Source organism: Necropsobacter massiliensis (assembly GCF_000827595.2).
GTDB classification, from domain to species: Bacteria; Pseudomonadota; Gammaproteobacteria; order Enterobacterales; family Pasteurellaceae; genus Necropsobacter; species Necropsobacter massiliensis.
Genome location: NZ_LN776194.1, coordinates 21454 through 34959 on the forward strand (window position 1 = coordinate 21454; position 13506 = coordinate 34959).

The 13506-nt window shown below is 46.0% G+C and carries 11 protein-coding genes; 10 read left to right on the forward strand and 1 reads right to left on the reverse strand.

What is annotated here, in order from left to right; genetic code table 11:
• Nucleotides 1-363: 363 nt before the first annotated feature.
• The 4 genes from aceE (at nt 364) to BN3349_RS11245 (ending at nt 7177) form a co-directional block, all read left to right on the forward strand.
• A complete protein-coding gene (gene aceE / locus BN3349_RS11230; RefSeq protein WP_040977474.1) occupies nt 364-3027 on the forward strand; it encodes a pyruvate dehydrogenase (acetyl-transferring), homodimeric type in 2664 nt (887 codons plus the stop codon).
• 56 nt (nt 3028-3083) lie between these two features.
• Nucleotides 3084-4979: a pyruvate dehydrogenase complex dihydrolipoyllysine-residue acetyltransferase gene (gene aceF, locus BN3349_RS11235; RefSeq protein ID WP_040977475.1), complete on the forward strand. Its 1896-nt coding sequence runs from the start codon at nt 3084-3086 to the stop codon at nt 4977-4979.
• 83 nt (nt 4980-5062) lie between these two features.
• Nucleotides 5063-6484 carry a dihydrolipoyl dehydrogenase gene (lpdA, locus tag BN3349_RS11240; RefSeq protein ID WP_032109870.1) on the forward strand — a complete coding sequence of 474 codons (1422 nt, stop codon included), beginning with the start codon at nt 5063-5065 and terminating at the stop codon, nt 6482-6484.
• Between the two features lie 183 nt (nt 6485-6667).
• The gene (locus BN3349_RS11245; RefSeq protein WP_040977476.1) at nt 6668-7177 is read left to right on the forward strand and encodes an NlpC/P60 family protein; all 510 of its coding nucleotides are present in this window, start codon (nt 6668-6670) and stop codon (nt 7175-7177) included.
• 77 nt (nt 7178-7254) lie between these two features.
• Here the strand turns inward: BN3349_RS11245 and BN3349_RS11250 are convergent, their stop codons facing one another.
• Nucleotides 7255-7701, reverse strand: coding sequence for a LexA family protein (locus BN3349_RS11250; RefSeq protein WP_040977477.1), 447 nt, complete (start codon nt 7699-7701; stop codon nt 7255-7257).
• A 286-nt stretch (nt 7702-7987) separates the two neighbouring features.
• Between BN3349_RS11250 and sstT the strand changes: the two genes are divergently transcribed.
• The 6 genes from sstT (at nt 7988) to BN3349_RS11280 (ending at nt 13506) form a co-directional block, all read left to right on the forward strand.
• Complete coding sequence (sstT, locus tag BN3349_RS11255; RefSeq protein WP_040977478.1) at nt 7988-9229, forward strand: serine/threonine transporter SstT; 1242 nt, start codon at nt 7988-7990, stop codon at nt 9227-9229.
• Nucleotides 9230-9284: 55 nt separating this feature from the next.
• Nucleotides 9285-10736, forward strand: a complete 1452-nt coding sequence (gene modF / locus BN3349_RS11260) for a molybdate ABC transporter ATP-binding protein ModF (RefSeq protein ID WP_040977479.1) — start codon at nt 9285-9287, stop codon at nt 10734-10736.
• A 46-nt stretch (nt 10737-10782) separates the two neighbouring features.
• Nucleotides 10783-11703 carry an SPFH domain-containing protein gene (locus BN3349_RS11265; RefSeq protein ID WP_040977480.1) on the forward strand — a complete coding sequence of 307 codons (921 nt, stop codon included), beginning with the start codon at nt 10783-10785 and terminating at the stop codon, nt 11701-11703.
• Nucleotides 11704-11859: 156 nt separating this feature from the next.
• Nucleotides 11860-12312 (forward strand): NfeD family protein, encoded by a 453-nt coding sequence (locus BN3349_RS11270; RefSeq protein WP_040977481.1) that lies wholly within the window; start codon nt 11860-11862, stop codon nt 12310-12312.
• A 1-nt stretch (nt 12313) separates the two neighbouring features.
• Nucleotides 12314-12940 (forward strand): NAD(P)H-dependent oxidoreductase, encoded by a 627-nt coding sequence (locus BN3349_RS11275; RefSeq protein ID WP_040977482.1) that lies wholly within the window; start codon nt 12314-12316, stop codon nt 12938-12940.
• A complete protein-coding gene (locus BN3349_RS11280; RefSeq protein WP_040977483.1) occupies nt 12937-13506 on the forward strand; it encodes a TorD/DmsD family molecular chaperone in 570 nt (189 codons plus the stop codon). Before BN3349_RS11275 ends, BN3349_RS11280 begins: the two co-directional genes overlap by 4 nt.

The window sequence follows — 13506 nt, forward strand, 5'->3', positions numbered from 1 at the left end:
GCAGGTGTAAAAAAAGCTCATTCAAACCGAATGGGCTTTTTTATTAGCCGCTAAAATAATAAAAAACACTCGCACCGGATTGTGCATTGGGACAAAAGTGCGGTCAGAAATTTAATCGTTTATCAAAATAAACTCATCTTTCATGTTTAAAGATGGGTTTTTAGCCCTTCGTGCTAAAAAAGCACTATCTTTCTTTCAAAAAATTTAATAAGATTTACTAAATTTGTTAAAGATTTGTAAATGTATGCCGATGACTGTAAAATACCGGCAAATCAAATTCAAGGCATTTTGTTATCTACCCGGCGTTTAATTTTAGACTGAAAAATTAAACATAACTTTAAATTAACAAATAAGGAAAAGGCTATGTCAGATATTTTGGCAAATGACGTAGATCCGATCGAAACCAACGATTGGTTATTAGCGATCGATTCAGTAATTCGTGAAGAAGGCGTGGAAAGAGCGCAGTTTATTATCGAGCAGTTAATGCAGCATGCACGCGCGAATGCAGTTTCGTTGCCGAGCGGCGTGACAACCGATTATATCAATACGATTCCGGCATCGGAGGAACCGAATTACCCGGGTAATTTGGATTTAGAACGTCGTATTCGCGGTGCAATCCGCTGGAATGCGATTATGATGGTATTAAGAGCGTCGAAAAAGAATCTGGAACTGGGCGGTCACATGTCATCTTTCCAGTCTTCGGCAACAATTTACGAGGTGTGTTTCAATCATTTCTTTAAAGCGCGTAGTGAGAAAAACGGCGGTGATTTAGTTTTCTTCCAAGGTCATATTTCACCGGGAATTTATGCCCGCGCTTTTGTCGAAGGACGCCTGACTGAAGAGCAACTGGATAATTTCCGTCAGGAAACTCATGGTAAAGGTCTTTCTTCTTATCCTCATCCGAGATTAATGCCGGAATTCTGGCAGTTCCCGACCGTATCAATGGGATTGGGACCGTTGAATGCCATTTATCAGGCTCGTTTCTTAAAATATTTACACAATCGCGGACTGAAAGATACCGCAGATCAAACCGTTTACGCTTTCTTAGGTGACGGTGAAATGGACGAAGTGGAATCCCGCGGTGCAATCGCATTTGCTGCGCGTGAAAAGCTGGATAATCTGGTGTTTGTTATCAACTGTAACTTACAGCGTCTGGACGGTCCGGTAACCGGTAACGGTAAAATTATTCAGGAACTTGAAGGTCAGTTCAACGGTTCTGGCTGGGAAGTCATCAAAGTGATTTGGGGACGTCGTTGGGATCGCTTATTGCAGCGTGATACTTCAGGTAAATTACTGCAATTGATGATGGAAGTGGTTGACGGCGACTATCAGACATTCAAAGCTAAAGACGGTGCGTATGTACGTAAACATTTCTTCGGTCGCTATCCGGAAACCGAAGCGTTAGTGGCAGAAATGACTGATGATGAAATTTGGGCGCTAAACCGCGGTGGTCATGATCCGCTGAAAGTATTTGCTGCCTTTAATAAAGCCAAACAGATTAAAGACAAACCGGTGGCGATTTTAGTCAAAACCATCAAAGGTTATGGTATGGGGGATGCGGCGGAAGGCAAAAATATCGCGCATCAGGTGAAGAAAATGGATATGTCCGGCGTTAAACATGTGCGTGATCGCTTTAATATCGCAGTTGCCGATGAAGACATTGAAAAACTGCCGTATATTACCTTTGCACCGGATTCTGAAGAATACAAATATCTTCATGAACGCCGTCAGGCTTTAAACGGTTATTTACCGACTCGCGCAACACATTTTACTCAGACTTTCGAGGTGCCAGCATTAGAGGATTTTGCCCAGTTATTTGAAGAACAGGCGCGTCCGATTTCGACGACTATGGCATTTGTCCGTTCATTGAATGTCATGTTGAAGAATAAATCAATCGGTAAACACATTGTGCCGATTGTTGCCGACGAAGCGCGTACTTTCGGGATGGAAGGATTATTCCGTCAAATCGGTATTTATAACCCGCACGGTCAGAACTATACCCCGCAGGATCGCGAGCAAGTCGCTTATTATCGTGAGTCTATCGACGGTCAGGTATTGCAGGAAGGAATTAATGAGCTGGGAGCAACAGCCTCTTGGTTGGCCGCAGCCACGTCTTATTCGACCAATGATGTGCCGATGATTCCGTTTTTCGTTTATTACTCCATGTTTGGTTTCCAGCGCGTAGGCGATTTAATGTGGGCGGCGGGCGACCAGCGGGCGCGCGGCTTCATGATCGGCGGCACATCCGGACGTACTACGTTAAATGGAGAAGGCTTACAGCATGAAGACGGTCACAGCCATATTCAGGCGTTAACGATCCCGAACTGTATTTCTTACGATCCGGCATTTGCATTTGAAGTGGCGGTGATTATGCAAGACGGTGTGCGTCGTATGTACGGTCCTGAACAGGAAGATGTCTATTACTATATCACCACCTTAAACGAAACATATGAACAGCCAGCAATGCCGAAAGGTGCGGAAGAAGGTATTCGTAAAGGTATCTATAAATTTGAAACAGTGACCGGTCAGGGTAAAGGTAAAATCCAGTTACTGGGCTCCGGCGCAATCTTACGTCACGTACGTGAAGCGGCGAAATTGCTGGCCGATGAGTACGGCGTCAGCTCCGATGTGTACAGTGTACCGTCATTTACCGAATTGGCGCGCGAAGGTGCGGATGTCGAACGTTGGAATCTGTTGCATCCGCAAGCAGAAGCCAAAGTGCCTTATATCGCACAAGTGATGAACGATGCTCCGGCAGTTGCGGCTACCGACTATATGAAACTGTTTGCCGAACAAGTGCGGGCTTATATTCCGGCGCAAAGTTACCGCGTGCTGGGAACTGATGGTTTCGGTCGTTCCGACAGCCGTGAGAACCTACGCGAACATTTTGAAGTCAATGCACATTATGTCGTTGTAGCGGCATTAACCGAGCTTGCCAAACAAGGCACAGTGGATAACAAAGTGGTCGCACAGGCAATTGAAAAATATGGTATTGATGCAGAAAAAATCAATCCGCTTTACGCATAATTAAACGGCTCTCTTTGTGCGATGCGATAAGAGAGCGACGAGAGGATACAAAAAATATGTCAAAAGAAATTCAAATCCCGGATATCGGTAGTGATGAAGTCACCGTAACGGAAGTGATGATTAAAGCGGGCGATAGTGTTGCCGTAGATCAAAGTGTCATCAATGTGGAAGGCGATAAGGCGTCAATGGAAGTGCCTTCTCCTGAAGCTGGCGTGATCAAAGAGGTTTTAGTAAAAGTCGGTGACAAAGTCTCTACCGGTACACCGATGTTTGTATTGGATGCGGAAGACAATAAAGCAGCGCAAGCGCCTGCCGCACCTGTATCGGCGCCTGAAGCGACAGCGCCAAGTGCGGCGAGTGCCGTGATTGATGTCAATGTACCGGATATCGGCGGGGATGAAGTGAATGTCACTGAAATTCTGGTAAAAGTCGGTGACCGCGTAGAGGCGGAGCAGTCCATTATCAATGTTGAGGGCGATAAAGCCTCAATGGAAGTGCCAGCGCCGATTGCCGGTGTGGTAAAAGAAATTTTAATCAAAGTCGGTGATAAAGTTTCTACCGGATCATTGATTATGAAATTTGAAGCAGAAGGCGCAGCGCCAAGTCAGGATACTTCCGCACAAGCGGCGGTGCAAAATGAGGCTGCCGCCTCCGGCGAAGCCGTGCAAGATGTTGAAGTGCCGGATATCGGTGGCGATGAAGTTAATGTTACTGAAATTATGGTTGCAGTCGGTGACAGCGTAGAAGCAGAACAATCGCTGATTACCGTTGAAGGCGATAAAGCCTCAATGGAAGTGCCAGCACCGTTTGCTGGCGTAGTAAAAGAAATTTTGGTGAAATCCGGCGATAAAGTGTCCACCGGTTCATTGATTATGCGTTTTGCAGTGAAAGGTGCGGCACCTGCACCGGTTGCGAAAACCGAGCAAAAAACCACCGCACCTGCTCCAACAGCCACAGAATCCGTTGCGGCGAATGCAGCGGCGAACCAGAGCGATGTCAGCGCTAGCACAACTTATGCCCATGCTACACCGGTTGTTCGTCGTCTGGCGCGTGAATTCGGCGTTAATCTGGATAAGGTGAAAGGTACTGGACGCAAAGGGCGTATCCTGAAAGAAGACGTACAGGCTTATGTGAAAGCCGCAATTAAAGCGGTGGAAAGCGGGGCGGTATCTTCCGCACCGGCAGCCGGCGCCGCGAATGGTGCAGGATTAGGTTTATTGCCATGGCCGAAAGTGGATTTCAGCAAATTTGGTGAAACGGAAGAAGTGGAATTAGGTCGTATCCAGAAAATTTCCGGCGCCAATCTGCACCGTAACTGGGTGATGATTCCGCATGTTACGCAATGGGATAAGGCGGATATTACGGAATTGGAAAAATTCCGTAAAGAGCAGAACCAGTTAGCGGAAAAACAAAAACTGGATGTGAAGATTACACCGTTGGTATTTATTATGAAAGCGGCGGCCAAGGCGTTGGAAGCCTATCCGCGTTTCAACAGCTCATTGTCCGAAGACGGTCAGCGCCTCACCTTGAAAAAATATGTTAATATCGGTGTAGCGGTGGATACGCCGAACGGTCTGGTGGTACCAGTATTCCGTGATGTCAACAAAAAAGGCATTATTGAGCTGTCGCGCGAACTGGCGGAAATTTCCAAGAAAGCGCGTGCCGGTAAACTTACCGCCTCCGATATGCAGGGCGGCTGTTTTACCATTTCCAGCTTGGGCGGTATCGGCGGTACGCATTTCACGCCGATTGTAAATGCGCCTGAAGTGGCGATTTTAGGTGTTTCCCGCTCTGAAATGACGCCGGTATGGAACGGTAAAGACTTTACGCCGCGTTTAATGCTGCCGTTATCGTTGTCTTATGATCACCGTGTGATCGACGGTGCTGATGGTGCGAGATTTATTACCTTTATTAATGGTGTGCTAAGCGATCTGCGTCGTTTAGTCATGTAATCAATGTTGCGCGGCGTTTCTCTTGCGGAAAACGCCGCCATAAAAGTGCGGTGGAAAATCGCAGAGTTTTAACGAGGTAAGAGATGAATAAAGAAATTAAAACACAAGTTGTTGTACTTGGTGCGGGACCGGCCGGTTATTCCGCCGCATTCCGTTGTGCTGACCTTGGATTGGACACCGTTATTGTCGAGCGTTATTCCACTTTGGGCGGCGTTTGTTTGAATGTCGGCTGTATTCCGTCCAAAGCGTTACTGCATGTGGCCAAAGTGATTGAAGAAGCCAAAGCGCTGGCGGCGCACGGTATCGTGTTCGGCGAACCGAGCACTGACGTAGAAAAAATCCGCGGCTGGAAAGAAAAAGTGATTAACCAGTTGACCGGCGGCTTGGCCGGTATGGCGAAAATGCGTAAAGTTCAGGTGGTTAACGGTTACGGAAAATTCTCCGGTCCAAATACCATTATTGTTGCCGGTGAAGAGGGCGAAACCACGATCACATTTGATAACGCGATTATTGCGGCGGGTTCTCGTCCGATTCAGTTGCCGTTTATTCCTCATGAAGATCCGCGCATTTGGGATTCCACCGATGCGCTGAAACTCAAAGAAGTCCCTGACAATCTGCTGATTATGGGCGGCGGCATTATCGGTTTGGAAATGGGAACGGTTTATCATGCGCTGGGATCGAACATTGATGTGGTGGAAATGTTTGATCAGGTGATTCCGGCGGCGGATAAAGATATTGTCCAGATTTATACTAAACGCATTGAGAAAAAATTCAATCTGCTGCTTGAAACCAAAGTTACCGCGGTAGAAGCGAAAGAAGACGGTATTTATGTCTCAATGGAAGGTAAAGCGGCAAATGAAACCCGTCGTTATGATGCGGTGCTGGTTGCGATTGGTCGTACGCCGAACGGCAAACTCATTGACGCGCCGATTGCCGGTGTCGAAGTGGATGATCGTGGCTTTATTCGTACTGACAAACAAATGCGTACCAACGTGCCGCATATTTTTGCGATCGGTGATATTGTTGGTCAACCGATGTTAGCGCATAAAGGTGTTCATGAAGGGCATGTTGCGGCGGAAGTGATTGCAGGCAAAAAACATTATTTTGATCCGAAAGTTATTCCGTCCATTGCGTATACCGAGCCGGAAGTGGCTTGGGTCGGCAAAACCGAGAAGGAATGTAAGGCAGAAGGTCTTAATTATGAAGTGGCCAAGTTCCCTTGGGCGGCTTCTGGACGAGCCATTGCTTCCGATTGTGCGGACGGATTAACCAAGCTCATTTTTGATAAAGACAGTCATCGCATTATTGGCGGCGCCATTGTCGGTACCAACGGCGGTGAATTGCTAGGGGAAATCGGTTTAGCAATCGAAATGGGCTGTGATGCGGAAGATTTGGCATTAACCATTCATGCGCACCCAACATTACACGAATCGGTCGGTTTAGCGGCAGAAGTGTTTGAAGGATCGATCACCGATTTACCAAATCCGAAAGCGAAGAAAAAATAATTCTTGCTGTTGTCGAATTAAAGCCTTTCTATGGATGGAAAGGCTTTTTTATAGATATTCTGATAAAGAATTCGACTTAGATCGCAAAAACGGTAAAAAAAACAAGAAAAGCTGGCTATTTAGCTAAAATTTTTGTAGTATCCTGCGCAGTGTTTTTTTAAAAGTTATTTAGATTGTAAACTTATGCTGAAAAAAATATTGATGATTGCAGGGCTGGGATTACTGACCGCCTGTTCAAATACGCAAAGGAACGCTTCTGTTGATGAACGTGACGATGCGCAACTCACTACACTTATCGGTAATTTAAAAACTAACAGACCTCACCAATATTCAGCCGTTATGGATAAGCAATTATCTGAAGTGTATCGCGAATGGGCGGGTACGCGTTATCGTTTAGGCGGTTTAAGTAAACTTGGTATTGACTGTTCCGGATTTACTCAAACTGCCTTTGCCAAGGCTTACGGTATTGATTTACCGCGTTCGACAGCAGAGCAGCGGCATGTCGGCAGAAAGATTCAAAAAAGCGAATTACAGTTAGGTGATTTAGTTTTTTTCCGTGCGAATCGCCATGTCGGTATTTATATCGGTAATAATCAGTTTATGCATGCGAGTACCCGCAGTGGCGTGATGATAAGTTCAATGGACGAAAACTACTGGAGTCGTACCTATACGCAATCACGGCGAGTTTTGTAATAGTCGGCAAGCAAAAAGCATAAAAGAGCGGTTAAAATTCTGAGAGTTTTTTGACCGCTCTTTTCTTTTGTCGCCGATCAGGCGGCAAATTTCATCGTTTTCCTCGGTTTCATTTGATGTATGCTGTTGGTGACAATGCCGAGGATAGGCAAGCTATCCCAGTGCGGTGTTTTGATTGTTTTCATCTTGGCGGCCAACGGAAAGAAAATAAATTCCTCATTGTTATGGGCAACAAATTCATAAATCTGAAATGTGTTATGCAATTCCAGTACCACCAGATCGCCAACGGACAGGCTATCTGTTTTTTCTACCACGAGCATATCGCCGACCTCAATTCCCCATGCCAACATGTTCGGATTGGTTACCTGAATAAAGCAGGTTTGCTGCGGGCGTTTTATACAATACAGATTTAAATCCAGTTTTTTACTGAATTTGGGGGTTAATCGATCAGTATCATCGTAAAACGGCATAGGACGATAAGAATAAGTGTTATCGCGTCGTACCATATTATTGACATCTCTCATCATATACCTCTGTATAAACTACTGTGAATTTGTACAGCAAATAATACTGTTGTTATATACAGTAAGTCAATAGGCGATAAATAAATTTTTTTCGTATAAATAATTTCTAAATTTAGTCGGGAAATTTATTGCTTTGTTTAATAAATAGCAGGAGATTTAATATAAACTTGCTATTTAATATTTGCTTTATAGTCGATTTGCGCTATCTTTATTGCTGCTCGGGGGATCGTTATTGTGCGATCCGAAGTTTAACGGCAAGTCAGCCTGTATAATATAGAAATTAATTATGAATTCATCTCGTTTATTCTCATTATTTTTTCATGGAAGTCTTATCAAACGTATTTCAATCGGTCTTGTCCTGGGGGTGATTGCAGCTCTGATTTCACCGGCTTTAGAAAGTGCGCTCGGTTTTAATATTGCCAAGAGTGTGGCTTTTTTAGGCACGATTTTTGTTCGCTCGTTACGCGCCATTGCACCGATTTTAGTGTTTGTTCTGGTCATCGCTGCGATTGCGAATAAACGTATCGGCACCAAAAGCAATATGAAATCTATTGTTGTACTCTATTTGTTAGGAACTTTTTTAGCCGCATTAACCGCAGTGATTGCCAGTTTCATTCTGCCGACCACCATTTCGTTGGTGGCGCATGAAGGTGAATTATCGCCGCCGGGAAATATTTCCGAAGTGCTCAGTACGTTATTTTTAAATGCAGTGGATAATCCGTTGGCTGCGTTATTCAATGCGAATTTTATCGGTATTTTAGCTTGGGCGATTGCACTCGGCGTGGTATTGCGGCATGCCTCGGACACGACAAAAACCGTGGTTAACGATTTCTCCGAAGGCATTTCGAAAATTGTGCATTTTATTATTACCTTGGCACCATTCGGGGTGTTTGGTTTGGTGGCATCGACACTGGCGGATAAAGGATTGTCGGCATTACAAGATTATGCGCAGCTATTGGTCGTATTAATCGGTTCTATGCTGTTTACCGCCTTTGTGGTTAATCCGATTTTGGTGTTTTGGAAAACTCGTTCCAACCCTTATCCGTTAGTCTGGACTTGCGTGCGTGAAAGCGGTTTAACAGCGTTTTTAACTCGCAGTTCAGCGGCAAATATTCCGGTTAATATGGAACTGGCAAAACGCTTGAATTTAGATGAAGAAACTTATTCCGTTTCTATTCCGTTGGGCGCCACCATTAATATGGCTGGTGCGGCGATTACGGTAACCGTTTTAACGCTGGCAGCGGTGAATACATTAGGTATTAATGTATCAGTACCGACAGCCATTTTGCTGAGTGTAGTGGCGAGTCTGTGCGGTTGTGGCGCTTCCGGTGTAGCTGGCGGTTCGCTATTGCTGATTCCATTGGCTTGTAGTCTGTTCGGGATCCCAAATGAGATTGCTGCGCAGGTAATTGGGGTCGGCTTTATTATCGGCGTATTGCAGGATTCGGCGGAAACCGCGCTGAACTCTTCCACCGACGTTGTTTTCACCGCGGCGGTGTGTATGGCGGAAGAAAAAAATAACGCCTAAGAAGATATAATTTAGAGTTAAAGCGGGTTTAAGATCCGCTTTTTTTATCGGTGGTATGGTTATGATCAAGATAAATGACGCGGTATTCCAATTAAGTCCGAGCAAATGTTTAAAGATTGCAGAGTTGACGATCCGAGCGCACGGTTTTTGGGCTATTGTGGGCGGTAACGGTAGCGGCAAAAGCGCACTGGCGCGGGCATTGCAGGGCAATTTCCCAGTACGGCGGGGCGAATATCACAACACATTCCATTCTGTTTCCGGTTTGTCTTTTGAACAGCAACAACATCTTGTTGAGCAGAATTTTAAGGATCGCAATAACGATGGTGTCAGTCCGGATGATTTGGGCAAAACTGCCGCGGACATCATTTTAGACGGTTCGGATAAGAATGAATTATGTGAACGGTATGCCGCACAGCTGAAAATCAGCGCTTTGCTATCCCGTCCGTTTATACAGCTTTCAACCGGCGAAAGCCGAAAAGTGTTGCTGTGTCAAGCGTTGGTTAAACAACCGGATTTACTGATTTTAGATGAACCTTTTGAAGGCTTGGATGCACAATCGGTAACAGACTGGCGGGAATTACTTGCTACGCTACAGCAAAAAATGGCATTGGTATTGATTCTCAACCGTTTTGATGATATTCCACCGCAGACGAGTCATGTGGCTGTAGTGGAAAATGGGGAAATCATTTTACAGGGCGAGCGCCGCCAGTTGGAAGTTCAAAGCCTTTACCGGCAGCTGTGTTATGCGCAAACCGCCGTTCATGTACCACTGCCGGCAGCGATTACGCCTTTGATTGAACTGGATCAGAAGGCGGCGCGGTTTGAATTAAAGGACGTTTGCATTCAATATGGTGATAAAAAAATTCTGGATCATTTAAGCTGGACGGTGTTGCCGAAGCAAAACTGGTGGATCAAAGGGCCGAACGGTGCGGGCAAATCGACACTGTTATCTATTATTACCGGCGATCACCCGCAGTCTTATGCCAATCACGTGGTTTTGTTCGGTCGCCAGCGCGGCAGCGGGGAAACAATCTGGGAGATTAAGCAAAAAATAGGCTATGTCAGCAGCCAGTTGCACATGGATTATCGGGTCAATTGCTCCGTTTTGGCGGTGATCATTTCCGGCTTTTTTGACAGTATCGGGGTTTATCAGGCGGTTCCGGAAGCGCTGCGGATAAATGCGATGCAATGGCTGGCGCGGCTTAATTTAACCTCTGTGGCGGAGCAGCCGTTTCGTTCTTTATCTTGGGGACAACAGCGCCTACTATTGATCGCTCGCGCTATGGTGAAGCATCCGCCCGTGCTGATTTTAGATGAGCCTTTACAAGGGCTGGATGCCGCTAACCGAACATTGGTGACGCATTTTATTGACCAATTGGTGAATAATAGTGCGACGCAGTTGTTGTTCGTTTCTCATCAGGCGCAGGACGCTCCCGCCTGTATTACCCATTTATTTGAATTTATTGCAAAAAATGGGAAATATTACTATATACAAAGTGCGGTCTGATTTGTTAGACTTTTGTTAATTCCAAGTGCAGCATAGGAGAATTATTATGGAATTTCTGGACGGCTTTCCCGCAGCCATCGTTATTTTTGTGTTACTGGTCGTTTTTGTTTTGTATTCAACCTTAAAAACCGTGCCGCAAGGTTATCATTGGACAATTGAGCGTTTCGGGCGCTATACCCGCACCTTAACACCGGGGTTAAATTTTGTGGTGCCGTTTGTGGATCGCGTCGGTCGTAAAATCAATATGATGGAACAGGTGTTGGATATTCCTTCACAAGAAGTGATTTCCAAAGATAACGCCAATGTATCGATTGATGCCGTATGTTTTGTGCAGGTTATCGATGCACGCCGCGCCGCTTATGAAGTCAACCATTTGGAACAGGCTATTATCAACCTGACCATGACCAATATTCGTACTGTGCTGGGCTCAATGGAGCTGGATGAAATGCTGTCGCAACGCGATAATATCAATGGTCGTCTGCTGGCGATTGTGGATGAAGCCACTAACCCGTGGGGAATTAAAGTGACCCGTATCGAAATTCGCGATGTACGCCCGCCTCATGAACTGATTGCCGCGATGAACGCGCAAATGAAAGCGGAACGCAATAAACGCGCGGATATTCTGGAGGCGGAAGGTGTGCGTCAAGCGGAAATTCTGCGCGCGGAAGGCGAAAAACAATCCCGTATTCTGAAAGCGGAAGGGGAGCGTCAAGAGGCTTTCTTACAGGCTGAAGCACGGGAACGTGCCGCCGAAGCGGAAGCAAAGGCGACACAAATGGTCTCCGAGGCGATTGCCAGCGGCGATACTAAAGCGATCAATTATTTTATCGCGCAGAAATATACCGAAGCGCTGAAAGAAATCGGCGGTTCCAATAACAGTAAAGTTGTGCTAATGCCGCTAGAGGCGGGTAATCTTATCGGTTCTGTGGCGGGCATTGCCGAGTTGCTGAAAGGCGAGAAAAAATAGCCTGTCGGACCGTGCCGTTGTTTTCGGCGCATAACCGCTCTGGTTGCTCGGTGTCGTTGGATATGATGTACGAAAGCGTTTATTTATCAGGAATAGAATTATCTGAGCGGCAAACCTGAATGGATTTCTCGGATTGCCGATTTGAAGGGGGCTATAATGCAATGGTTGATGACGTGGACCGTATGGCACTGGCTGGTATTCGGCTTTAGTTTATTGATTGCCGAAATTCTGCTGCCGGGCGTGTTTCTGTTATGGTGGGGATTGGCGGCGCTGGTGATAGCTGCCGTTGTGGCGCTGGTGCCGACCTTACCTCTATCCATCGTGATTGTCGGTTATGCCTTATTGGCGATTATCCTCAGTTTATTATGGTGGAAATATCAGCATGGAAAAGACCGTGCCGATCAGGCGAAAACCTCGCTGAATCAGCGTGATCACGCCATGCTCGGTTTGCGCGGCAGCGTGCGTGAAATGAATGACAGCGGTATCGGGCGCGGTTATTTTGGCGATACGACTTGGCGCATTCAGGGGCAAAATTTACAGGTGGGCGATATTGTTGAGGTGCAGCGTGTCGAAGGCATCACGTTGTGGGTACGTAAAGTGGAAAAATAGTATGAATCATTTAGTTATTTTTGCTCACCCGAACGGTGAGCAAAGTTTTAATAAAGCGATATTGGATGCGGTGGTGCAGACAAGTCGGAATTTGGCGGTTGACACCGTGGTGCGGGATCTTTATGCGCTGGAGTTTAATCCGTTGCTGAGCTGGAAAGAATTACAGGCGGCATATCGCGGCATTACGCCAGCGGAAATCAGCCATGAACAGCGACTGATTACACAGGCAGATTTAATCACGCTGATTTATCCGTTGTGGTGGATGGGATTCCCGGCAATATTGAAAGGCTATCTGGATCGCGTATTAAGCCACGGTTTTGCCTATAAAACTGAAGCGGGCGTATCGGTCGGCTTGCTGGGCGGGAAAAAAATGCAGCATTTCATGACAATTGGCAATAATGTCGACAAATATCGCAAACTCGGCTTTGCGCAATCTTTATGTGATTGCTTGGTTAACGGTTTGTTTAATTACTGCGGCATTACGGATATTCAGCATCAAGTGTTCGGCGATATTCATGTGATTGATGATCAGGCACGTGGGCGAATGCTTGGAGATGCCGCCCGACAAACTCAACAAAATTTGACCGCACTTTTCACTAACCGAGAACAAGAAAAGGCTGCATTATGACTACGGCGTATCAATTAAATAATTTTTCTCTTATCAGCCGATTATTCGGCAACCTATTTTATCGTGCGCCGACCGATCCCGTATTGGCGGAAACCTTTATCTGGCTACAACAAAAAGGTTTGAGCCGTATTTGGGCGCTGGATACCGATAAACAAAGCGAACAGGCGCTAGACAGTTTGCAGATGCCGATTGATTTGACCTTATTGGATAAGGAATATCAACGTCTGTTTGGCGGCGAAAACCCATTGGTTGATCCGAGAATTTCAGCATACGGACTTGATGTATCGGCATTCATTGATTTCAGAACCGTCAGAGCTATGCCACCGGTGAAAAGTGCGGATCATTTTGCGTTAGTTTTTTTAACCGCCTCTTGGATCGAAGATAATCTAGATTCCGTTGCCGCCCAACGGACATTATTCGAGCGTTTTTTACTGCCTTGCGCCGCCCAATTCCTGACTTCGGTCGAAACCAACGCCACCCTGCCTTTTTACCGCTCGCTTGCCTTACTCAGCAAAGCAATTTTATCCGCAATGGCCGATGAACTGGAAGAAAGCGAAACGGTATAA

Bases quoted from the DNA above. Each gene is read 5' to 3' on its own strand.
- aceF (WP_040977475.1), top strand. From the start codon at position 3,084: ATGTCAAAAGAAATTCAAATCCCGGATATCGGTAGTGATGAAGTCACC.
- aceE (WP_040977474.1), top strand. From the start codon at position 364: ATGTCAGATATTTTGGCAAATGACGTAGATCCGATCGAAACCAACGAT.
- BN3349_RS11275 (WP_040977482.1), top strand. From the start codon at position 12,314: ATGAATCATTTAGTTATTTTTGCTCACCCGAACGGTGAGCAAAGTTTT.
- modF (WP_040977479.1), top strand. From the start codon at position 9,285: ATGGTTATGATCAAGATAAATGACGCGGTATTCCAATTAAGTCCGAGC.
- sstT (WP_040977478.1), top strand. From the start codon at position 7,988: ATGAATTCATCTCGTTTATTCTCATTATTTTTTCATGGAAGTCTTATC.
- BN3349_RS11245 (WP_040977476.1), top strand. From the start codon at position 6,668: ATGCTGAAAAAAATATTGATGATTGCAGGGCTGGGATTACTGACCGCC.
- BN3349_RS11265 (WP_040977480.1), top strand. From the start codon at position 10,783: ATGGAATTTCTGGACGGCTTTCCCGCAGCCATCGTTATTTTTGTGTTA.
- BN3349_RS11270 (WP_040977481.1), top strand. From the start codon at position 11,860: ATGCAATGGTTGATGACGTGGACCGTATGGCACTGGCTGGTATTCGGC.
- BN3349_RS11280 (WP_040977483.1), top strand. From the start codon at position 12,937: ATGACTACGGCGTATCAATTAAATAATTTTTCTCTTATCAGCCGATTA.
- lpdA (WP_032109870.1), top strand. From the start codon at position 5,063: ATGAATAAAGAAATTAAAACACAAGTTGTTGTACTTGGTGCGGGACCG.
- BN3349_RS11250 (WP_040977477.1), bottom strand. From the start codon at position 7,701: ATGAGAGATGTCAATAATATGGTACGACGCGATAACACTTATTCTTAT.